Below are 21,102 nucleotides of genomic sequence, written 5' to 3'. Positions count from 1 at the left end.
ACCGCTCGGTTCGTAGCCGAGTACTCTATCCAGCTGAGCTATGAGTCCGTGTCTTGCCGCGCATTATAGTTCGCTAAACCGTTTTGCCAAGTACTTTTTCGTTTAATTTCAACGACTTAAGCATTTTGACCAGTTACAGCGCCCTACACGAAGAATGGCGGTGAAGGGGGGATTCGAACCCCCGATACCCTTATGAGGTATACTCCCTTAGCAGGGGAGCGCCTTCGGCCACTCGGCCACCTCACCGCAACACGGGGCGTATATTAACCAGACCCCTCCCCGTTTGCAAACCCTTTTTTGAAAAAAACTTCAAAAAAATTAAAGGGTTGGTTCTTCGTCCTTCTCTTTCTTGATCCGCAGGTAGATTTCCTCGCGGTGAACAGCCACTTCCTTAGGGGCACTCACACCGATTCGTACCTGGTTGCCTTTGACACCCAGGACCGTCACGGTGATCTCACCATCACCAATGATCAGGCTCTCGGCGCACCGACGAGTCAGAATCAACATAGCTTTCTCCTCACGCAGTTCATTCAGGGACAACAGTCTGTTGGAAACAGAGGGCTGGTCGGGACGAAGGCCCAGCCCTCCTTATCGGCTGTCAGGCAGGAAAGGACAGTAACCCGCATGACAGCCAGAAACGCGAAGGGCGCGGCCAAAGCCGCGCCCCCCGGGGCAATGCGTCACTCGCTCTGTCGGGCAGGCGCATCGAGCTCGAACGCGGTGTGCAGCGCGCGTACGGCCAGCTCCAGGTACTTCTCTTCGATCACCACCGACACCTTGATCTCGGAAGTAGAGATCATCTGGATGTTGATGCTCTCCTTGGCCAGGGCCTCGAACATACGGCTGGCCACGCCCGCGTGGGAGCGCATGCCGACGCCAACGATCGACACCTTGGCGATCTTGGTATCGCCGATCACTTCACGGGCACCGATTTCACGAGCGGTGTTCTCCAGCACGCTCAGAGCCTTTTCGTACTCGTTGCGGTGCACGGTGAAGGTGAAGTCGGTGGTGTTATCGTGCGAGACGTTCTGCACGATCATGTCGACTTCGATGTTCGCGGCGCTGATCGGGCCGAGGATCTTGAAAGCAACGCCCGGGGTGTCCGGTACGCCACGAATGGTCAGCTTGGCCTCATCACGGTTGAAGGCGATACCGGAAATGATCGGCTGTTCCATGGATTCCTCTTCATCGATGGTAATGAGGGTACCCGGACCCTCCTTGAAGCTGTGCAGCACGCGCAGCGGAACGTTGTATTTGCCGGCGAACTCCACCGAACGGATCTGCAGCACCTTGGAACCGAGGCTGGCCATTTCCAGCATCTCTTCAAAGGTGATCTTCTCCAGGCGACGGGCCTGCGGTACCACACGTGGATCGGTGGTATAGACGCCATCGACATCGGTGTAGATCTGGCATTCATCGGCCCCCAGCGCTGCCGCCAGGGCAACACCGGTCGTGTCGGAGCCACCACGCCCGAGGGTGGTGATGTTGCCGTGCTCGTCGACGCCCTGGAAACCTGCGACCACGACCACGGTGCCAGCCTTGAGGTCGGCGCGGATCTTCTGGTCATCGATCTGCAGGATGCGCGCCTTGTTGTGCGCGCTGTCGGTCAGGATGCGCACCTGGTTGCCGGTGTAGGACACCGCCGGCACGCCACGCTTGATCAGCGCCATGGCCAGCAGCGCAATGGTCACCTGCTCGCCGGTCGAGACGATCACATCCAGTTCACGCGGAACCAGCTGATCGGACACCTGCTTGGCCAGGTCGATCAAGCGGTTGGTTTCCCCGCTCATGGCCGACAGCACAACCACCAGGTCATCGCCTGCCTCGCGGTGTTTCTTGACCTTGTCGGCCACCTGCTCGATCCGCTCGATAGAGCCAACGGAGGTGCCGCCAAATTTCTGTACGATCAACGCCATTTCAAAGTGCCTCAGCCCACGAAGGGCACCCAGTAAACAATCCTTCCTGACGCGCCCCGCAACCAGACTGCGGGGCGCGTCATCTCAAAGCCCCTGCTCGGCGAACGGCACGGCCAGTGCCAGGGCCTGATCCAGCGCAGCGACGTCGACGCCACCACCCTGGGCCATGTCCGGACGACCACCGCCCTTTCCGCCCACCGCCGCAGCGGCCTGCTTCATCAGGTCGCCAGCCTTGAGTTGGCTGGAGAGGTCTTTGGTCACGCCGGCCACCAGCACGACCTTGCCCTCATGCTCGCTGCCCAGCAGGATCACTGCATGGCCGAGCTTGTTCTTCAGCTGATCGACGAGCGCCAGCAGCGCCTTGCCATCCTGCCCATCCAGGCGAGCGGCAAGCACCTTGGCACCCTTGACCTCAACGGCCGCACTGGAGAGATCGTCCCCTGCGGCGCTGGCGGCCTTGGCCTGCAGCTGCTCGAGCTGCTTCTCCAGCTGACGGTTGCGCTCGAGCACAGCCGACAGCTTGTCGATCAGGTTGTCGCGGTTACCCTTGACCAGTTGCGCCGCTTCCTTGACCTGCTCTTCGGCAGCGTTCAGGTAGGCCAGCGCCGCAGCACCGGTGATCGCCTCGATACGACGCACACCGGAGGCTACGCCACCTTCACTGATAATCTTGAACAGGCTGATATCGCCGGTGCGCTTGGCGTGGATGCCGCCGCACAGCTCTACCGAAAAATCGCCGCCCATGCTCAGCACGCGCACGGTGTCGCCGTATTTCTCACCGAACAGCGCCATGGCGCCTTTGCGCTTGGCGGTCTCGATATCGGTCTCGATGGTTTCGACCGCGGAGTTCTTGCGCACTTCGCGGTTTACGATGTCTTCGAGTGCCTTGATCTGCGCAGGCGTCACAGCCTCGAAGTGGCTGAAGTCAAAGCGCAGGCGCTGGCTGTCGACCAACGAGCCCTTCTGCTGGACGTGCTCGCCCAGCACTTCACGCAGTGCAGCGTGCAGCAGGTGGGTCGCGGAGTGGTTCAGCGAAGTGGCGTGCTGCACGTCGGCATCCACGCGGGCTTCGACCGGGGCGCCAATCAGCAGCGCGCCGCTGGCCACCACACCGTGGTGCAGGAATGCACCACCGGTCTTGGTGGTGTCGCGCACATCGAAGCGCGCAGCGCCAGCCTGCAGGTAGCCACTGTCACCGACCTGGCCGCCGGATTCGGCGTAGAACGGCGTGCGATCCAGGACGACCACGCCCTCCTCGCCTTCACCCAACTGATCGAGCGACTGGCCATCCTTGTACAGGGCGATGATCTTGCCCTGACCTTCGGTGCTGCTGTATCCGAGAAAATCGGTGGCGGTATCGACCTTGACCAGGCTGTTGTAGTCCATGCCAAAGGCGCTGGCCGAGCGGGCGCGCTCGCGCTGGGCGTCCATCTCGCGCTCGAAGCCGGCTTCGTCGATGGTCAGCTCACGCTCGCGGGCGATGTCGGCCGTCAGGTCCATGGGGAAGCCATAGGTGTCGTACAGCTTGAACACCACGTCGCCCGGCACGACCTTGCCCTGCAGCTGCGCCAGGTCCTGTTCGAGGATGCGCAGGCCCTGCTCGAGAGTCTTGGCGAACTGCTCTTCTTCGGTCTTGAGCACGCGCTCGATGTGCGCCTGCTGGCTCTTGAGCTCGGGGAAGGCTTCACCCATCTCGCTGACCAGTGCGGCCACGACCTTGTGGAAGAAGCTGCCCTTGGCGCCAAGTTTGTTGCCGTGGCGGCAGGCGCGACGAATGATGCGGCGCAGCACATAGCCACGGCCTTCGTTGGAAGGCAGTACGCCGTCGGCGATCAGGAAGCCGCAGGAACGGATGTGGTCGGCGACCACTTTCAGCGACGACTGCGCTTCGTTACGGCAACCGATGGCCTGGGCTGCGGCATCGAGCAGACTCTGGAACAGGTCGATCTCGTAGTTCGAGTGCACGTGCTGCATCACCGCACTGATGCGTTCAAGGCCCATGCCGGTGTCCACCGACGGGGCGGGCAACGGGTGCAGGACACCGTCGGCAGTGCGGTTGAACTGCATGAAGACGTTGTTCCAGATCTCGATGTAGCGGTCGCCGTCTTCTTCCGGCGAGCCGGGTGGGCCACCCCAGATGTCGGCGCCGTGGTCGTAGAAGATCTCGGTGCACGGACCGCAAGGGCCGGTATCACCCATGGTCCAGAAGTTGTCGGAAGCGTACGGGGCGCCTTTGTTGTCACCAATGCGCACCATGCGCTCGGCCGGCACGCCGACTTCCTTGGTCCAGATGTCGTAGGCTTCGTCGTCGCTGGCGTAGACGGTGACCCAGAGCTTCTCCTTGGGCAGGTTCAACCACTTGTCGGAGGTCAGGAAGGTCCAGGCGAAGGTGATCGCGTCGCGCTTGAAGTAGTCACCGAAGCTGAAGTTGCCCAGCATCTCGAAGAAAGTGTGGTGACGCGCGGTATAGCCGACGTTTTCCAGGTCGTTGTGCTTGCCACCGGCGCGCACGCACTTCTGGCTGCTGACAGCGCGCGTGTAGGCGCGCTTCTCGGCGCCCAGGAAGCAGTCCTTGAACTGGTTCATGCCTGCGTTGGTGAACAGCAGGGTTGGGTCGTTGTTCGGGATCAGCGAACTGGAGGCGACTCGGGTATGTCCCTGCTCTTCGAAGAAGCGAAGGAAGGCTTCACGGATTTCTGCGCTTTTCATAGGTTCTTCCACGGAAACGGCGGCCGTTTTGGCTAACGCGTCGGATCGACGAAACGACGGCAAAGGGCCGCATTATATCGGTCCTGCAATCGAGGTGCAGTGTGTTTATGCGATGGAAACCGGCAAACGGACAGTTTTTCCGCTGCAAACAGGCAAAAACGACATGAGCGGATGCTAAATCGGAGCTTTCGTCACTGACAAGCCAATTACCGCCCAGGGGAAAGGAAAAGGGAATAGGCGGCAAATTAAATCCCTGTCATCCGCCTCATGCTGACCATTCAGGCGGTACAGGAGTACCACTGGAACCACCGAGCGAACGCCAGAATGCAGCCTCCCCTACGAAAGGAGACGCCCATGGCGCCCGAAGACCTCAAGATCCACGCCCCTTCCGGCCTTGTGCTGACACAGCAACTGCCATACAGAAGCGGCCCACTGGCGATCACTCGCCATGACAACACGCTGCTGATCGAAGCACTGGCCCCAGACACCGAACTGTCGGTTCATCCAAGCCCCGAAGGCATCGTGCTGCGCATCGAAGCTACCCGCTACACGCTGGCCCTGGCAAAAACAGAGATGCTGCATATTCGTACTGGCGCCGGCGACGACAACGTATTCGTCGAGTCCACCCTCGACAGCCGCATCGTGATCGAGACCGGCGAGGGCAACGACAGAATCCGGATCGAGGGCCAATTGCCTCCTGATGGCCAGCCCCTGAATGCCGGCTCGGTGCTCATTGACGCCGGGGCCGGCGATGACCACGTCGTGGTAGAAGGGGTTCGGCAAGCAGAAATCGATGGCGGCAAGGGCAACGACGCCCTGCACAGCGCCGCTGCCCACAGCACGTTGTATGCCGGCGCTGGCGACGACGTCGTCAGGGTCAATGCGGGCAATGCGACCATCGAGGCCTTTGCCGGCCACAATCGCCTGTCCACAGGGCCACTGGACGATCGACTCTACGGCAACGCCAGCAGCATTCTCGTCGAGGACGGTTTCAGCGCACCACTGCTCTACGAGGCACACGATGCGCAGCTACCAGCGCAATACCTCGACACCTTCGATATCCAGGGTGATCCCGCATACACCGACAAAGTCAGGCGCCAGTTGGTGATGCTGCGGGCCAGCCCGAGTGCCTCGGGGCTTCTGGAACAGTTGGTGGCGCACAAGGTGAAGGTCGCCATCACGCCGATCCCGGAACTGGACAATGCTTATGCTGGATTTGATCCCGCCCAAGGCGATCCGACAATCCGAAACGGCGTGCGAGGCGATCGCATCCTGAACTGCAAAATCGGCTATAACCCGCTGGCCCACAGGCGTGACGCACCATCACTGGTGATGCTCTACCACGAGCTCTGTCACGTCTGGAACTTCGCGACCGGAAGCGTGAACGACAACTCCGAGCGCTTGGCTGTCGGGCTAGAAAACCCGGGCTCCCTGTTCGATTTCGACGACGATCCAAGCACGCCCGACACCGACACCAATCCTGCGCCGTTCAACGAAAATGCCTTGCGACACGAACTGGGCCTACCACCCAGGCTGACGTACCCCTGAACCCCTACTCCAGGCGCTGCCCGGAATCCGGCACGATCAGAATCCCTGCCCGCAAGCCATTCCTGACCTTGGGGTTGGGGAAAATGATACGTGCCCCCTCCTCTTCCACGACCCAGCGTGTTTCGGCCAGGTCCTCGGCCAGCAGATAGCCCTTGCTGAGCTCGGAAAAATTCTCGATATCCGCCGGCAAATGCAGGTGGAAGCTGTCGCTGTGCTTGATGATTTCCCGGGCGACGCTGAACAGCTTCAGGCCATCGAGGCTGGGCCCGATCTCTGGCTCGGTACCCTCGATGAGCTGGACAAGCCGCTGCTCCAGCTTATCGAGATTGACCTGTTCGTTCTGCCCGAAAGGACGGGCCTTGCCCAGCTCCAGGGTGAAGGCTTCGGCGTCGAGTTGTTCGTAGGTGAAGGCACTGAAGGTGATCGACGACTTGCTCTGCAACAGCACCGCCTCCATGCCGGCGGCCGCCAGGCGGGCCAGTTCGCGGCGTGAATGCTTGCGGCCTTCCTTGAACGGGTACAGGGCGAACTGCTCGATCTTCGAACCGCGAATGGCCGTGTGCAGGTCGTAATGCAGGCGAGTACGCTCGGGCTTGCTGAAGAACACCCGGGCAAACTGCTCGAGCTCCGCGGCGCGCAGCGCCTCGAAACCACTGGAAAGCTCGTGACGACCGTTGAACAGGCGATTGATGTCCTGCTCGATGAAGCGCTCGCCCTTGCGAATCGCCGCAGGGTTGCCGAACAGGAACAACACCCTGGCACGCGGCTTGATCTGGCCGTTGGCCACACCATGCAGCAGCCGCTCCAGCAACTCGATCGGCGCGGTCTCGTTGCCGTGGATGCCGGCCGACAACAACAGGTCGAGCCCACAATCTTCGCTCTCGGCCGGACGCACCTCCAGCGCGCCCTCCCCCAACCAGCGCAAACGCACGCCCTTGGGGGTCACTTGGGTCTTCTCGGCCGGTTCGTGATCGGTCAGGGTCAGCTCAAGCAGTTTACCGAGGGCGAGCATAGGGCATTTCCTTAGTGGTGATGACCGCAATCCGGACCGTGCACGTGATCGTCGTCTTCACCGACCTCGGCAGGCTCCATCTCCAGCTGCAGGCTGACCAGGTTGGTGGCCATTGGGCGCAGCAGCAGGTTGGCGTACTCGGTATCGTCTTCCTCGACATCGACACCGATCAGCAGTTGACCGCGGCCATCCTGCTGGATCCACACCTCCTTGCCTTGCCAGACCACCGCAAAGCGGGTGCAGGAGGTTTCCAGCTGGGTGCCGTCTTCATCTTCCAGGATCAGGCGCAGGGCGTCGGACATTGCAAATTCTCTCTATCAAGGTTGGCGTTGGAACGGATAGACCGAACCCAACTTCAGGATCTGGGTCAACTCATCCAGTGCCGTACGGCATTCGTCCAGCAATTGCGGGTCGGCAAGATCAGCTTCGCCCAGACGGTCGCGGTAGTGCTTGTCGACCCACTGCACCAGGGTGTCGTACAGCGGGGCGGTCATGATAACGCCTTGATTGACCGCCGCCAGTTCCGTTTCTTTCAGGGCCACGCGCAAGCGCAGACAGGCCGGGCCTCCGCCGTTCTGCATGCTCTGCTTGAGGTCGAACACCTTGACCTCCTTCACCACACCCTGCTGGCCGGTCAGCTGGTTCAGGTAACTCCACACCCGCTCGTTGTTGCGGCACTCCTCAGGTACCACCAGCAGCATGGAACCGTCGTCGCGCGACAGCAACTGGCTGTTGAACAGGTAGGACCGCACCGCGTCCTCCACCGTCACTGCCGAACGCGGCACGCGGATGGCCTGGAAGTTACCGCCCTTTGCAGCCAGTTTAGCCTGCAGCTGGCCAAGCACCGTGTCGGTCTCGAGGAAGGCGTCCTCGTGGTAGAAAAGCACCTCGCCGTTACCCACCGAAATCACGTCGTTGTGGAACACCCCCTGATCGATCACCGCAGGGTTCTGTTGAGCGTAGACCACACCTTCCTCGCCAAGGCCATGCAACCGCGCCACGGCCTGGGAGGCCTCGAGGGTCTGGCGCGCCGGATACTTCTGTGGCGACGGGTAGCGCGCGTCGAAGGCGCTGCGACCATAGACGAAGAACTCCACGCCCGACTCGCCGTACGCACGGCAGAAGCGCGTGTGATTGGCCGCACCCTCGTCGCCGAACTGGGCCACTGCCGGCAATGCCGCGTGATGGGCGAAATGCTGCTCGTCAGCGAACATCGCCGCCAGCACGCGACTGGTGGTCGGGTGTTCGATGCTGCGGTGGTACTTGCAGTTGAGGTTGGCTGCAGTGAAATGCACCCGCCCATCCGCCGTGTCGGCGCTGGGGCTGACGGTGGCGGCGTTGGCCACCCACATGCTCGAGGCCGAGCAACTGGCGACGAGCAGCGGCATGGCCTCCTTGGCGGCGCGGCGGATCACCTCGGCGTCGCTGCCGGTGAAGCCCAGGCGGCGCAGGGCAGTCACATCCGGGCGCTCCTGCGGGGCCAGCACACCTTGCTTGAAGCCCATCTCCATCAGGGCTTTCATTTTTGCCAGGCCCTGGCGTGCCGCTTCTCGCGGATTGGAGCACTGCTGGCTGTTGCTCTGGGAGGCCACGTTGCCGTACGAGAGGCCGCCGTAGTTGTGGGTTGGCCCCACCAGGCCATCAAAATTCACTTCATAGGATTTCATCGGCTAGCTCCGAGACCTGTTGTTATAGGGTGACGCCCGGCGTCAGGGTCGCCGGCAGGGCAAGGCTGGCGGTCTCCAGCGAGGCCACGGGGTAGGCGCAGTAGTCCGCCGCGTAATAGGCACTGGCCCGGTGATTGCCACTGGCCCCCACGCCACCGAACGGTGCGCTGCTGGCGGCGCCGGTGAGTTGCTTGTTCCAGTTGACGATGCCGGCGCGGCTGCGCAACCAGAAGTACTGGTAGCGAGCGCGCGAGTCGGACAGCAACCCGGCCGCCAGGCCATACCGGGTGTTGTTGGCCTCATCGATCGCGGCATCGAAGTCGCTGTAGCGAATCACCTGCAGCAGTGGGCCGAAGAACTCTTCGTCGGGCCGGTCGGCAACTGCCGACACATCGAGGATGCCTGGCGTCAACAAGGCCGCGCCGGCCTTTGGCTGGGTCATTTCCAGCAGCGCCTGCGCCCCCTTGGCCAGCAGTTCGGACTGTGCAGCCAGCAAGGCAGCGGCAGCCTGCAGCGAAATCACCGAGCCCATGAACGGCGTCGGTTGCTGATCGAAGGCTCCGACGCTGATGCTGCGACTGACCTCGACCAGGCGCGCAAGCAGCTTGTCACCCCAGGCGCCGTGCGGCACCAGAAGACGGCGCGCACAGGTGCAACGCTGCCCGGCCGAAATGAACGCCGACTGGATGATGGTGTAGACCGCAGCATCCAGATCCTTGACCTCATCGACCACCAGCGGATTGTTGCCGCCCATTTCCAGCGCCAGGATCTTGTCCGGGCGACCGGCGAACTGCTGGTGCAGCAGGTTGCCGGTGCGGCTGGAACCGGTGAAGAACAGACCATCTATGCCCGGGTTGGCCGCCAGAGCGACACCGGTTTCACGGGCGCCTTGCACCAGGTTGAGCACACCGCTCGGCAACCCGGCGGCGATCCAGCACTTGACCGTCAGCTCGGCGACCTTGGGGGTCAGCTCGCTGGGCTTGAACACTACACAGTTGCCAGCCAGCAGCGCCGGCACGATATGGCCGTTAGGCAAGTGACCAGGGAAGTTATAGGGGCCGAACACCGCCACCACGCCATGCGGCTTGTGGCGCAACACGGCGGTCGCGTCGGCCAGCGGGCCGCTCTTCTCGCCGGTACGCTCGCGGTAGCTCTGCACCGAGATCGCTACCTTGTTGACCATGCTGGTGACTTCGGTGGCCGACTCCCACAAGGGCTTGCCGGTTTCCTCACCGATGCAGCGGGCCAGTTCGTCGGCGTTGGCCTTGAGCTGGTCAGCGAAGCCTTCGAGCACGGCGATGCGCGCCTCCAGGCTCAGTTGCGCCCAGGCCGGAAAGGCATTGCGCGCCGCCTGCACAGCAGCTTCGACCTGAGCAGGCGCCGCGCCCTGCCCTTGCCAGACCACGGCCTGGCTGACCGGGTCGAGCGATTGCAGGGCGTCACCCTGGCCGGCCTGCCAGTTTCCGGCGATGTAATGCGTGGTCATTATTGGGTCTCCCGGGGTGCAGTCAGCGGCACGGCGCGAACGTTATCGCCAACGCCCAGGCGCAGGCGCTTGGCGGTCTGCGGATCGACGACCAATGTCCCGGCCGCCAGACGCGCAGGCGCTGCGGTAATACGGCAATCTTCGCGCTTGCGGTTGTGGATGATGTAAGGCGTGGCGTCGTCCCCCGGCGTACCGACCGCCAGCACCAGGGTTTCACTCTCGCGCACGGCTCGGATCTTCGCGGTCTCGCATTCGATTGCCGGGCCGGCATCGAAGATGTCGACGTAGCCTTGATAGTTGAAACCTTCGCGCTTGAGCATCGCCAGCGCAGGCTCGGTGTCGGTGTGCACACGCCCGATGACGCTGCGCGCAGCCTCCGACAGGAAACAGGTGTACAGCGGGAACTTGGGCATCAGCTCGGCGATGAACGATTTGTTGCCCACACCGGTGAGGTAGTCGGCCTGGCTGAATTCCATCTTGAAGAAGTGACGGCCCAGGCTTTCCCAGAACGGCGAACGACCGGCAGCGTCGGACATGCCACGCATCTCGGCGATGATCTTCTTGCCGAACAGGTCAGGGAATTCGGCGATGAACAGCATGCGCGACTTCGACAGCAGGTGCCCATTGCGCCCGCTGCGGTAGTCACTGCGCAGGAACAGCGAGCACAGCTCGGAGTTGCCGGTCAGGTCGTTGGCCAGGAACAGGGTCGGGATCTCGCGGTAGATGTTCAGTTCCTGCGAGGCGCTGACCGTCAGGCCGACCCGATAGTTGTACCAAGGCTCGCGCAAACCGACGGCGCCGGCGATGGCGCTGATGCCGACCACCAGGCCTTCGTCGTTCTCCAGCACGAACAGGTAGTCGGTGTCGCCGCGCTCGGCTTCGCCACTGAAGCTCTTCTCGGCCCAGCCGACACGGCGGGCCAGTCGCTCCTCGTTGGCAGGAAGCGTGGTCAGCCCGGTGGTACCGGTGCTGCGGGCCAATTCGATCAGCGCGGGTAAATCGCTGCTGCGTACAGGACGAACGATCATGCTATCTCCTTGTGCGGCGGCCTCTGCCTGCCGCGAATCGCGCTTGCCAGCTTCGCGCAGGCTCAGGCGGCAACCAGACGGACGTTGCCACCTTCACCGACGCCCAGGGCGTCGGCAGCTTCATTGCTCAGTGCCACTGGCTTGCCCGGCACCCAGTCCAGTTCCAGCAGCACGGCGCGGTAGTCCTGCAACTGGCCGTTGCACACCAGGTACGGGCGCCCGCCCTTGACTGGCGTGTCGTCAATCCTGACCGGCACCACGCGGCTCTGGGCAATCGAGCGGATCGCCGAAGTGCGTGCATGCAAGGTCGGGCCACCGTCGAAGATGTCGATGTAGTGCTCGGTCTCGAAACCCTCGCGCATCAGGATGTCGAAGGTGATCTGCGCGCGCGGGTGCACCTGGCCCATGGCTTCCTGGGCTTCGTCGTGCAGTAACGGCACGTAGATCGGGTAGTGCGGCATCAGTTCGGCGAGGAAGGTCCGGCTCTTCAGCCCACACAGGCGCTCGGCGTCGGCGTAGTTGAGGTCGAAGAAGTTGCGCCCGATGGCGTCCCAGAACGGTGACTCGCCCTGATCGTCGCTGTAGCCGACGATCTCGGTCACCACCGAGTCGGCAAAACGCTCGGGATGCGAGGCCATGAACAGCAGGCGACCGCGCGAATTGAGCTCGGCGAAGCCGCTGTTCACCAGCTCGGGCAATACGTAGAAGCTGGTCAGCAGGCTGTTGCCGGTCAGGTCGTGGCACAGCGACAGAACGTGGATCTTGTTGTGGATCTTCAGCTCGCGCGAAGCGTGCACGAAGGTTTCGTTGCGAAAGCTGTAGAACGGCTCGGAATAGCCGGCCGAGGCGACGATGGCCGAACAGCCGGCGAGCTTGCCGGAGGTGCTGTCTTCAAGCACGAAGAAATAGCTCTCTTCTCCGTTGAAGCTCACCTCGGCAGCGAAGGAGGTTTCCGAGGCGGCGATCTTGTCGCCCAGGCGGCCCGCGTCATCGGGCAGCGAGGTGACACCAATGGGGCTGTCGGCAGCCATGCGCTGCACTTCATTCAGATCCGCCATTTGCGCGGGGCGCATCACCAGCATGGTGTCACTCCTTTGGAATACGGGCCGACCCGGTCGGCACGGAAGAACGGCGGGCACACCCTTGCTTGCACAAGCAGGCACCCGCACTGGAATTCAGGTATCGCCGGCGCAGTACGATCCGCCCCGGCGATGGGACCGCAGGGCGATCAGCCCTGGGTCAGCTTGGCCACAGCGCGCTCGAAGCGGTCCAGGCCCTCGTCGATGTCAGCGTCCTCGACCACCAGGCTCGGCGCGAAGCGCACGACGTCAGGACCGGCCTGCAGCACCATCACGCCTTCTTTCTCGGCGGCATTGAGGATGTCCTTGGCCTTGCCTTTCCAGGCCTCGCTCAGCACACAGCCGATCAGCAGGCCGACGCCACGCACCTGGGTGAACAGGCCAGTGTCCTGGCCGATCTTCTCCAGACGGGTCTTGAAACGCGCGTGCTTGGTCTTGATGCCGGCCAGCGTCTCGGGGGTGTTGACCACGTCCAGCACCGCACAGGCGACGGCGCAACCCAGCGGGTTGCCGCCATAGGTGGTGCCGTGGGTGCCAACGGCCAGGTGCTTGGCCAGCTCGGTGGTGGTCAGCATGGCACCGATCGGGAAGCCACCGCCCAGGCTCTTGGCGCTGGTCAGGATATCCGGGGTCACGCCGTAGTGCTGGTAGGCGTACAGCGATCCGGTACGGCCGACGCCCGTCTGTACTTCATCGAAGATCAGCAGGGCGTTGTGCTCGTCACACAGTTTGCGCGCACCTTCCAGGTAGGTCTTGTCGGCCGGCACCACCCCGCTCTCGCCCTGGATCGGCTCGATCACTACGGCGCAGGTCTTGTCGGAGATCTGTGCCTTCAGCGCTTCCAGGTCGTTGTACGGGACATGGCTGATGCCGGTGATCTTGGGTCCGAAACCGTCGGAGTACTTGGGCTGGCCACCGACGCTGACGGTGAACAGGGTGCGACCGTGGAAGCTGTTCACGGTGGCGATGATCTCGTGCTTTTCCGGGCCGAAGCGGTCATGCCCGACACGACGGGCCAGCTTGAAGGCGGCCTCGTTGGCTTCGGCGCCGGAGTTGCAGAAGAAAGCACGGTCGGCAAAGGTGGCATCCACCAGCTTGTGCGCCAGGCGCAGGGCCGGCTCGTTGGTGAAGACGTTGGACACGTGCCACAGAGTGTTGGCCTGTTCGGTCAGCGCCTTGACCAGTGCCGGGTGGCAATGACCCAGGGCGTTCACCGCAATGCCGCCGGCGAAGTCGATGAGTTCGCGGCCCGACTGGTCCCAGACGCGGGAGCCCTCGCCTCGAACAGGAATGAAGGCCGCCGGGGAGTAGTTGGGAACCATGACCTGGTCGAAATCGGCACGCTGCACCGGGGCTTGCTCAACGGACATCTGAGTCTCCTGAAGAGGAACGCTGGCCTGAAAGTGGCGAGCGATGGGGGGATTGTAAGGACTGATCGGCGCCTGTCCTTGCTGCCAGGCGACAACTTGTTACAGCGCCAACCCCTGTTTTACCTGGGTTTTCGGCAATGCGACAAACACTGTCGCAATCGCGCAGTGTAACGGGCTGACGGGGTGGCGGGGAGAGGGTTGGGCAAATTGGGAGAACGGGTGTTCACAGGAGAGGGAGGCGCCCGCGGCGGCCCTATCGCGGGGCAAGCCCGCTCCCACAGCTACCCCGGCGAACTCAGAATCAGTGGGGCAGCTATGGAAGCGGACTCGCCCCGACCTCAACCGCGCTCGGCCGGCGCCGAACTCAACTCGAACGGGCTGCTGCTGCGCCGCTGGTTGCGGTCTTCCCGCGGCGTGGCGCCGAAGAAATTGCGGTAGGCGCTGGAGAAATGCGGCCCGGATGAGAACCCGCACGACAAGCCGATCTGGATGATCGACTTGCTGGTCTGCATCAGCATCTGCCGCGCCTTGTTCAGGCGCAGCTCCAGATAGTACTGGCTGGGCACGCGATTGAGGTACTGCTTGAAGATCCGCTCCAACTGTCGGCGCGAGACACAGACATGCTGGGCGATCTCGTCGGTGGTCAGCGGCTCCTCGATGTTGGCCTCCATCAACAGCACGGCCTGGGTCAGCTTGGGGTGGCTGGAGCCCAGACGATTCTGCAACGGGATACGCTGACGCTCCCCGCCTTCACGAATGCGCTCGACCACCAGTTCCTCGGACACCGCGCCGGCCAACTCTGCCCCGTGATCACGGGCCAGCACCGCCAGCAGCAGGTCGGTCACCGCCATGCCACCACAGGCAGTCAGGCGGTCGCGATCCCAGTCGAACAGATGACTGGTGGCGATCACCTTGGGGAAACGCTCTGCAAAGTCGTCCTGCCAGCGCCAGTGCACCGCCGCCCGGTAACCGTCGAGCAGGCCCAGCAAGGCCAACGGGTACACGCCCGCCGACAACCCACCAATCATGCAGCCACTGCGGGCCAGGTGCTTGAGCGCCGCCGACAGCGCCGAACCCACCGCCAGCGGCGGCTCGTCAGCGAGCACCAGAAGCTTCTGGAAGCCCTCCAGCCGACCGTTCCAGGGCTCGCCCGGCAGGCGCCAGGCGCCCGCTTCGGCAGGCTCGGCCTGCAGGTACGCCAGCTCGTAGACCACATCAGGATGCACCCGCTGCGCCACCTGCAGCACTTCCTCGGCAAGGGCCAGGGTCAGCGGCTTGGTGCCGGGCCAGATAAGAAATCCGATTCGCTGGGTGGTCATAGGCTAGGTCCGAAACCTGAAGTCGAGTGAGGCACGGGTCATGCCGCGCTCGCTGCGCAGCATGCCCTATTCTGGTGCAGGAGTGCAGCTTTTACTTCAGGCTGCCAGAGAGAAACTGCTTGAGACGCTCGGATTGCGGATTGACCAGCACCTCACGCGGATTACCCCGCTCCTCGACCAACCCCTTGTGCAGGAACACCAGTTGGTTGGAGACCTCGCGGGCAAAGCCCATTTCATGCGTGACCACCACCATGGTGCGGCCTTCCTGGGCCAACGACTGCATGACCTTCAGCACATCGCCCACCAGCTCAGGATCGAGCGCCGAAGTCGGCTCGTCGAACAGCATCACCTCAGGCTCCATGGCCAGGGCGCGAGCGATCGCCACGCGCTGCTGCTCACCGCCGGACATGTGCCCGGGGAAAGCATCCTTGCGATGCGCCACACCCACCTTGGCCAGGTAGTGCTCGGCCTTTTCCAGCGCCTCCTTCTTGTTCATGCCCAGCACATGCACCGGCGCCTCGATGATGTTCTCGAGTGCAGTCATGTGCGCCCACAGGTTGAAATGCTGGAACACCATCGACAGGCGCGAACGCATGCGCTGCAGCTGCTTGGGGTCGGCAGCCTTGAGCGCGCCGTCCTTGCCGGCGACCAGCTTGAGCTCCTCGTTGTTGAGGAGGATCTTGCCGGCATGCGGCTGCTCAAGCAGGTTGATGCAGCGCAAGAAGGTGGATTTGCCCGAACCGCTCGAGCCGATGATGCTGATCACATCGCCTGCCTTGGCTTCGAGCGAGACGCCCTTGAGCACCTCGTGGCTGCCGTAGCGCTTGTGCAGGTCTTGGACTTGGAGTTTGTACATGCTGTCGATTCTCACAGAGCGGTCAGTGCTTGCGCGGCGCCAGGTAGCTGAGCCAGCGACGTTCGGCCATCTTGAACAGGCGCACGAGGATGAAGGTCAGGCACAGGTAGAACACGCCCGCCGTGATGTAGGCCTCGAAAGGCAGGTAGTACTGGGCATTGACCGTGCGCGCAGCACCGGTGATGTCGATCAGGGTCACGATCGACGCCAGGCTGGTGGTCTGCAGCATCATGATCACTTCGTTGCTGTACTGCGGCAGCGCCCGGCGCATGGCCGAAGGCAGCAGGATGCGGCGGTACATCTTGAAGCGCGACATGCCCATGGCCTTGGCTGCCTCGATCTCGCCATGAGGCGTGGCCTTGAGGCTGCCGGCGATGATTTCGGCGGTGTAGGCGCTGGTGTTGATGGCGAACGCCAGGCAGGCGCAGAAGGTCGCACTCGACAGCCACGGCCAGAAGATGCTCTCGCGCACCGCCTCGAACTGGGCCAGGCCGTAGTAGATCAGGAACAGTTGCACCAGCATCGGCGTGCCACGGATCACATAGGTGTAGAGCCACGCGATCAGGTTTACCAGCGGCTGCTTCGACACCCGCATCAACCCCAGCGGAATGGCCGCCAGCAGGCCGAAGAACAGCGACAGCGCCAGCAGCTTGAGGGTGGTCAGCAAACCGCCGATGTACAGCGGCATGGCCTCCCAGATGACGTTGTAGTCGAAGATCATAGTTCAGCCGCCTTTACGCCCACCGAGTAGCGCTTCTCGAGATACTTCAACGCCAGCAGCGAAACGCTGGTCAGCACCAGGTACAGCGCCGCCACCGCCAGGAAGAAGGTGAAGGGTTCGCGGGTGGCATCCGCCGCCTGCTTGGCCTTGAACATCATGTCCTGCAGACCGACCACGGAAATCAGCGCAGTGGCCTTGGTCAGCACCAGCCAGTTGTTGGTGAAGCCGGGAATGGCCAGGCGGATCATCTGCGGCACCATGATGCGGAAGAATACCTGGCGGCTGCTCATGCCATAGGCCGCGCCCGCTTCGGCCTGCCCCTTGGGAATGCCGAGGAAGGCGCCGCGGAAGGTTTCCGACAGGTAGGCACCAAAGATGAAGCCCAGCGTGCCGATACCGGCGATCATCGGGTTCAGGTCGATGTAGTCATCGTAGCCGACCAGTGGCGCGACCCGGTTGATGATGTCCTGGCCGCCGTAGAAGATCAGCAGGATGAGCACCAGGTCCGGAATGCCACGGATCACCGTGGAGTACAGGTCGCCCAGCCAGGCCAGCCAGCGCACCGGCGACAGCCGCAAGGCCACGCCGATCAGGCCCAGAACGATGGCCAGGGCCATCGACGACAGGGCGAGCTGCAACGTCAGCCACGCCCCCTCGAGGATGACTGCCCCGTAGCCTTTCAACATGATTGGGATTCCTCAGGACTTGGGAATGAAAAATGGTGCAAACCTCAGAGATTCTGCTGTTTGCACCATTGCACAGGTGAAACTCGACGATTTAGTTCGACTCTGGGCCGTAGATGTCGAAGTTGAAGTACTTCTTCTCGATCTCTTTGTACTTGCCGTTGGCGCGGATGGCGTCGATGGCAGCGTTGATGCGATCGGCGTTGGCCTTGTCGCCCTTGCGCACGGCAATGCCGACGCCGTCACCGAAGTACTTCACGTCGGTGAACGACGGGCCGACGAAGGCGAAGCCCTTGCCGGCGTCGGTTTTCAGGAAGCCGTCTTCGAGCAGAGTGGCATCGGCCACGGTGCCATCGAGGCGACCGGCGGCGACATCCAGGTAGATTTCGTTCTGGGTGCCGTAAGGCACGACGGTGGCGCCCTTAGGTGCCAGCACTTCCTTGGCGAAGCGGTCGTGGATAGAGCCGCGCTGTACACCGATCTTCTTGCCCTTGAGCTCGTCGAGGCTGTCGCTGACGGTGGAGCCTTCCTTCATCACCAGACGGGCTGGAGTCAGGTAGTAGCGCTTGGTGAAGTCGACGGACTTCTTGCGATCATCGGTGATCGACATCGACGACAGGATGGCGTCGATCTTGCGCACCTTCAGCGCCGGGATCAGGCCATCGAACTCCTGCTCGACCCAGGTGCACTTGGCTTTCATCTCTTCGCACAGGGCGTTGCCGATGTCGTAGTCGAAACCGGCGATGCTGCCATCAGGCTGCTTGAAGGCGAAGGGTGGGTAAGCGGCTTCGATACCGATCTTCAACGGCTTCTCGTCGGCCTGCGAGACCAGGGAAAACACAGACAGCGCCAGGGCGCCAAGCAGTGCAAGCTTCTTCATCAGGTAACTCCATCGGTACGGGGCAATACCAGGCAGGGACACGATTGCCGGATATGCGAATGAGTACAACGCGAGCCGCGCAGGGTTCGACCAAGGTCGCAGACCACGAGCGAGTGAGTGGCATTTTAACGACAGCCCGGTAGTCGATATTTCTTCAAAGCGACAACTACGTACAGAAGCGCCTGAAGCTGCGGGCGGCGATATTGACAGCTCTTGCGAAACATGCAAGCGCAAAAGGAAAACAACCTTTAGACGAAGCAATAAGCGGGCCTATTATTGGCAAAGCCTTGTAATCCGGCAAGTGCAGGGTGCAAGGCTGCAAAAAACGGCTACAGGATCGCACCCTGAAGGCACAGAAATGTTTCCCTTGGCCCCGTTTGAGTGCAATCACGGTGACAGCAGCGGGTTACCGATGAATGTCGGGTAACAGAATGCAAAAACCCCGCCGATTACCGGCGGGGTCTGGTTGCAAGGCGCGGGGCAAGGCAGCCTACCCCCAAAGCATCATCACGCGGTCGCCAGGTTCATGGCCTTGTGCGTGTCGATCAGGTGCTGCACCACACCCGGGTCGGCGAGCGTGGAGATATCGCCCAGCGCATCGTACTCACCCGTGGCGATCTTGCGCAGGATACGCCGCATGATCTTGCCCGAGCGAGTCTTGGGCAAGCCTGGCGCCCACTGGATGACATCCGGCGAGGCGATCGGGCCGATCTCCTTGCGCACCCAGTTCTTCAGCTCCTGGCGCAATTGCTCACTGGACTCCTCGCCGGCATTGAGGGTGACGTAGACATAGATGCCCTGCCCCTTGATGTCGTGCGGCACACCTACCACCGCGGCCTCGGCGACCTTGGAGTGGGCGACCATCGCGCTTTCGATCTCGGCCGTCCCCATGCGGTGCCCCGAAACGTTGAGCACATCGTCCACCCGACCGGTGATCCAGTAGTAGCCATCTTCGTCGCGGCGCGCACCGTCTCCGGTGAAATACATGCCACGGAAGGTCTTGAAGTAGGTGTCGACGAAGCGGTCGTGATCGCCATACAGCGAGCGCGACTGGCCCGGCCACGAGTCGAGGATCACCAGGTTGCCCTCGGCCGCGCCCTCGATCAGGTTACCCAGGTTGTCCACCAGTGCCGGTACCACGCCGAAGAACGGACGGGTTGCCGAGCCCGGCTTGAGGCCGGTGGCGCCCGGCAGCGGGCTGATCAGGATGCCGCCGGTCTCGGTCTGCCACCAGGTGTCGACGATCGGGCAGCGCTCCTTGCCGACGGTCTTGTAGTACCAGTTCCATGCCTCGGGGTTGATCGGCTCACCCACCGAACCGAGCAGGCGCAGGCTCGAGCCATCGGCACCGGCGACCGCCGCCTGACCTTCGGCCATCATCGCGCGGATGGCGGTTGGCGCGGTGTAGAGAATGTTGACCTTGTGCTTGTCGACGATTTTCGACACGCGGGTGATGTCCGGGTAGTTCGGCACGCCCTCGAACAGCAGGGTGGTCGCGCCATTGGCCAGCGGGCCATAGACGATATAGCTGTGACCGGTGACCCAGCCCACGTCGGCGGTGCACCAGTAGACCTCGCCCTGACGGTAGTCGAACACGCGCTCGTGGGTGAGCGCGGCATAGACCAGATAGCCGCCCGTGGTGTGCAGCACGCCTTTGGGCTTGCCGGTGGAGCCGGAGGTATAGAGGATGAACAGTGCTTCCTCGGCCCCCATCTCTTTGGGGGCGCAATGGCTGGAGGCGACCTTCATCAGGTCTTCGTACCAGATGTCGCGATGCTGGTGCCAGGCGATGTCACCACCGGTGCGCTTGCACACGATGATCTTCTGCACACTGTTGGTTTCAGGGTTGGTCAGCGCCAGATCGACGTTGGCCTTGAGCGGCGTGCGGCGGCCGCCACGCAGGCCTTCGTCGGCGGTGATGACGACCTTGGACTTGCAGTCGATGATGCGCCCGGCCAGCGCTTCAGGAGAGAAGCCGCCGAATACCACGGAGTGGATGGCACCGATGCGGGCACAGGCCAGCATCGCCACCACGGCTTCCGGGATCATCGGCATGTAGATGGTCACCACATCGCCACGGTGCACGTCCTGGCCACGCAGGGCGTTGGCGAACTTGCAGACCTGCTCGTGCAGCTCGCGATAGGTGATGTTGCGGTGTTCGGAAGGGTCATCGCCTTCCCAGATGATCGCCAGTTGGTCGCCGCGCTCTTCGAGGTGACGATCCAGGCAGTTGTAGGAAACGTTGAGAGTGCCGTCGGCGAACCATTTGATATCGACATGGTGGTCGTCGAACGAGGTCTGCTTGACCTTGGTGAAGGGCTTGATCCAGTCCAGGCGCTGGGCCTGCTCGCGCCAGAAACCGTCCGGGTTGATCACCGATTGCTGGTACATGGCCTTGTAGGTGGCCTCGTCGGTCAGGGTGTTTGCCGCAACCTCGGGACGAACGGGATACAGTGGAGCCGCACTCATCTGTGTTACCTCGGTGTAATAGTTGTTTTTGTATGAGACGGTTTTAACTGTACCAGAGCGACCATGACCATTCGACGTTGGTAGTAACGAACAGCATGCGCCGCGGCGAAATTTCATCAAGGCGCTCTAGCCCGCGGAGCCCCAGGCCATCACTGAAGAATTCGGTACGTTCGTACCCGTGATTGTTACCGATTCTGTCAAAAGCCCGAAAAACTTTATCAAAACCAGATCTTTTTCAATTCGAAGCACACTCCTAGAATTCATCTCGCCAGCAACGGCAAGGCGATTAACTTCTTGTAACAGCCCCCACGAAGGCACGTTAATCCCGCTCTAATTCAACAGTAAAATTCTGGATGTAC

17 protein-coding genes and 1 tRNA gene are annotated in these 21,102 nt (G+C 62.3%); 1 reads left to right on the top strand and 17 read right to left on the bottom strand.

Translation table 11 applies throughout. The annotated features are described in order from the left end of the window. Positions 1 to 155: 155 nt before the first annotated feature. From IAE40_RS20855 to alaS, 4 genes are all read right to left on the bottom strand, one after another. A tRNA-Ser gene (locus IAE40_RS20855) sits at positions 156 to 246 on the bottom strand. A 72-nt stretch (positions 247 to 318) separates the two neighbouring features. Continuing rightward, the gene (gene csrA, locus IAE40_RS20850; RefSeq protein WP_043209419.1) at positions 319 to 507 is read right to left on the bottom strand and encodes a carbon storage regulator CsrA; all 189 of its coding nucleotides are present in this window, start codon (positions 505 to 507) and stop codon (positions 319 to 321) included. 173 nt (positions 508 to 680) lie between these two features. Continuing rightward, positions 681 to 1,916: an aspartate kinase gene (locus IAE40_RS20845; protein ID WP_054891921.1), complete on the bottom strand. Its 1,236-nt coding sequence runs from the start codon at positions 1,914 to 1,916 to the stop codon at positions 681 to 683. An 84-nt stretch (positions 1,917 to 2,000) separates the two neighbouring features. Continuing rightward, positions 2,001 to 4,625 carry an alanine--tRNA ligase gene (gene alaS / locus IAE40_RS20840; protein WP_200603785.1) on the bottom strand — a complete coding sequence of 875 codons (2,625 nt, stop codon included), beginning with the start codon at positions 4,623 to 4,625 and terminating at the stop codon, positions 2,001 to 2,003. Positions 4,626 to 4,979: 354 nt separating this feature from the next. On the opposite strand from alaS, the gene IAE40_RS20835 reads away from it, so the two are divergent. Beyond that, a complete protein-coding gene (locus tag IAE40_RS20835; protein ID WP_200603784.1) occupies positions 4,980 to 6,173 on the top strand; it encodes a M91 family zinc metallopeptidase in 1,194 nt (397 codons plus the stop codon). Positions 6,174 to 6,177: 4 nt separating this feature from the next. On the opposite strand, the gene astE is transcribed toward IAE40_RS20835, so the two are convergent. The 13 genes from astE to acs form a co-directional block, all read right to left on the bottom strand. Beyond that, positions 6,178 to 7,185, bottom strand: coding sequence for a succinylglutamate desuccinylase (gene astE / locus IAE40_RS20830; RefSeq protein WP_153774606.1), 1,008 nt, complete (start codon positions 7,183 to 7,185; stop codon positions 6,178 to 6,180). A gap of 11 nt (positions 7,186 to 7,196) precedes the next feature. Further along, positions 7,197 to 7,487 carry a hypothetical protein gene (locus tag IAE40_RS20825; protein WP_054891925.1) on the bottom strand — a complete coding sequence of 97 codons (291 nt, stop codon included), beginning with the start codon at positions 7,485 to 7,487 and terminating at the stop codon, positions 7,197 to 7,199. A gap of 15 nt (positions 7,488 to 7,502) precedes the next feature. Then, complete coding sequence (gene astB / locus IAE40_RS20820) at positions 7,503 to 8,852, bottom strand: N-succinylarginine dihydrolase (protein WP_200603783.1); 1,350 nt, start codon at positions 8,850 to 8,852, stop codon at positions 7,503 to 7,505. A gap of 22 nt (positions 8,853 to 8,874) precedes the next feature. Further along, positions 8,875 to 10,341 (bottom strand): succinylglutamate-semialdehyde dehydrogenase, encoded by a 1,467-nt coding sequence (gene astD / locus IAE40_RS20815; RefSeq protein ID WP_197892988.1) that lies wholly within the window; start codon positions 10,339 to 10,341, stop codon positions 8,875 to 8,877. Further along, a complete protein-coding gene (gene astA / locus IAE40_RS20810; protein WP_054891928.1) occupies positions 10,338 to 11,366 on the bottom strand; it encodes an arginine N-succinyltransferase in 1,029 nt (342 codons plus the stop codon). Before astA ends, astD begins: the two co-directional genes overlap by 4 nt. Positions 11,367 to 11,428: 62 nt before the next feature. Next, positions 11,429 to 12,448 (bottom strand): arginine/ornithine succinyltransferase subunit alpha, encoded by a 1,020-nt coding sequence (aruF, locus tag IAE40_RS20805; RefSeq protein WP_063545713.1) that lies wholly within the window; start codon positions 12,446 to 12,448, stop codon positions 11,429 to 11,431. A 146-nt stretch (positions 12,449 to 12,594) separates the two neighbouring features. Beyond that, positions 12,595 to 13,815 carry an acetylornithine transaminase gene (locus IAE40_RS20800; protein ID WP_153774609.1) on the bottom strand — a complete coding sequence of 407 codons (1,221 nt, stop codon included), beginning with the start codon at positions 13,813 to 13,815 and terminating at the stop codon, positions 12,595 to 12,597. Between the two features lie 338 nt (positions 13,816 to 14,153). Further along, positions 14,154 to 15,134, bottom strand: a complete 981-nt coding sequence (gene argR, locus IAE40_RS20795; RefSeq protein WP_054891931.1) for a transcriptional regulator ArgR — start codon at positions 15,132 to 15,134, stop codon at positions 14,154 to 14,156. A 91-nt stretch (positions 15,135 to 15,225) separates the two neighbouring features. Further along, positions 15,226 to 15,990, bottom strand: coding sequence for an ABC transporter ATP-binding protein (locus IAE40_RS20790; protein ID WP_054891932.1), 765 nt, complete (start codon positions 15,988 to 15,990; stop codon positions 15,226 to 15,228). A 22-nt stretch (positions 15,991 to 16,012) separates the two neighbouring features. Continuing rightward, positions 16,013 to 16,711, bottom strand: coding sequence for an ABC transporter permease (locus IAE40_RS20785; RefSeq protein ID WP_054891933.1), 699 nt, complete (start codon positions 16,709 to 16,711; stop codon positions 16,013 to 16,015). Further along, positions 16,708 to 17,397: an ABC transporter permease gene (locus IAE40_RS20780; protein WP_054891934.1), complete on the bottom strand. Its 690-nt coding sequence runs from the start codon at positions 17,395 to 17,397 to the stop codon at positions 16,708 to 16,710. Before IAE40_RS20780 ends, IAE40_RS20785 begins: the two co-directional genes overlap by 4 nt. Before the next feature lie 91 nt (positions 17,398 to 17,488). Beyond that, complete coding sequence (locus IAE40_RS20775) at positions 17,489 to 18,274, bottom strand: ABC transporter substrate-binding protein (RefSeq protein WP_054891935.1); 786 nt, start codon at positions 18,272 to 18,274, stop codon at positions 17,489 to 17,491. Between the two features lie 507 nt (positions 18,275 to 18,781). After that, the gene (acs, locus tag IAE40_RS20770) at positions 18,782 to 20,743 is read right to left on the bottom strand and encodes an acetate--CoA ligase (protein WP_054891936.1); all 1,962 of its coding nucleotides are present in this window, start codon (positions 20,741 to 20,743) and stop codon (positions 18,782 to 18,784) included. Positions 20,744 to 21,102: the final 359 nt, after the last annotated feature.

Source organism: Pseudomonas sp. S44, assembly GCF_016624805.1.
GTDB classification, from domain to species: Bacteria; Pseudomonadota; Gammaproteobacteria; order Pseudomonadales; family Pseudomonadaceae; genus Aquipseudomonas; species Aquipseudomonas machongensis.
The sequence above is the reverse complement of the archived record's forward strand: the minus strand, read 5'-3'. Positions and strand labels throughout refer to the sequence as shown.

What these genes read in the sequence shown, in the direction of transcription:
- csrA (WP_043209419.1), bottom strand. Translation starts at nt 507, where the DNA reads ATGTTGATTCTGACTCGTCGGTGCGCCGAGAGCCTGATCATTGGTGAT.
- IAE40_RS20845 (WP_054891921.1), bottom strand. Translation starts at nt 1,916, where the DNA reads ATGGCGTTGATCGTACAGAAATTTGGCGGCACCTCCGTTGGCTCTATC.
- alaS (WP_200603785.1), bottom strand. Translation starts at nt 4,625, where the DNA reads ATGAAAAGCGCAGAAATCCGTGAAGCCTTCCTTCGCTTCTTCGAAGAG.
- IAE40_RS20835 (WP_200603784.1), top strand. Translation starts at nt 4,980, where the DNA reads ATGGCGCCCGAAGACCTCAAGATCCACGCCCCTTCCGGCCTTGTGCTG.
- astE (WP_153774606.1), bottom strand. Translation starts at nt 7,185, where the DNA reads ATGCTCGCCCTCGGTAAACTGCTTGAGCTGACCCTGACCGATCACGAA.
- IAE40_RS20825 (WP_054891925.1), bottom strand. Translation starts at nt 7,487, where the DNA reads ATGTCCGACGCCCTGCGCCTGATCCTGGAAGATGAAGACGGCACCCAG.
- astB (WP_200603783.1), bottom strand. Translation starts at nt 8,852, where the DNA reads ATGAAATCCTATGAAGTGAATTTTGATGGCCTGGTGGGGCCAACCCAC.
- astA (WP_054891928.1), bottom strand. Translation starts at nt 11,366, where the DNA reads ATGATCGTTCGTCCTGTACGCAGCAGCGATTTACCCGCGCTGATCGAA.
- aruF (WP_063545713.1), bottom strand. Translation starts at nt 12,448, where the DNA reads ATGCTGGTGATGCGCCCCGCGCAAATGGCGGATCTGAATGAAGTGCAG.
- IAE40_RS20800 (WP_153774609.1), bottom strand. Translation starts at nt 13,815, where the DNA reads ATGTCCGTTGAGCAAGCCCCGGTGCAGCGTGCCGATTTCGACCAGGTC.
- argR (WP_054891931.1), bottom strand. Translation starts at nt 15,134, where the DNA reads ATGACCACCCAGCGAATCGGATTTCTTATCTGGCCCGGCACCAAGCCG.
- IAE40_RS20790 (WP_054891932.1), bottom strand. Translation starts at nt 15,990, where the DNA reads ATGTACAAACTCCAAGTCCAAGACCTGCACAAGCGCTACGGCAGCCAC.
- IAE40_RS20785 (WP_054891933.1), bottom strand. Translation starts at nt 16,711, where the DNA reads ATGATCTTCGACTACAACGTCATCTGGGAGGCCATGCCGCTGTACATC.
- IAE40_RS20780 (WP_054891934.1), bottom strand. Translation starts at nt 17,397, where the DNA reads ATGTTGAAAGGCTACGGGGCAGTCATCCTCGAGGGGGCGTGGCTGACG.
- IAE40_RS20775 (WP_054891935.1), bottom strand. Translation starts at nt 18,274, where the DNA reads ATGAAGAAGCTTGCACTGCTTGGCGCCCTGGCGCTGTCTGTGTTTTCC.
- acs (WP_054891936.1), bottom strand. Translation starts at nt 20,743, where the DNA reads ATGAGTGCGGCTCCACTGTATCCCGTTCGTCCCGAGGTTGCGGCAAAC.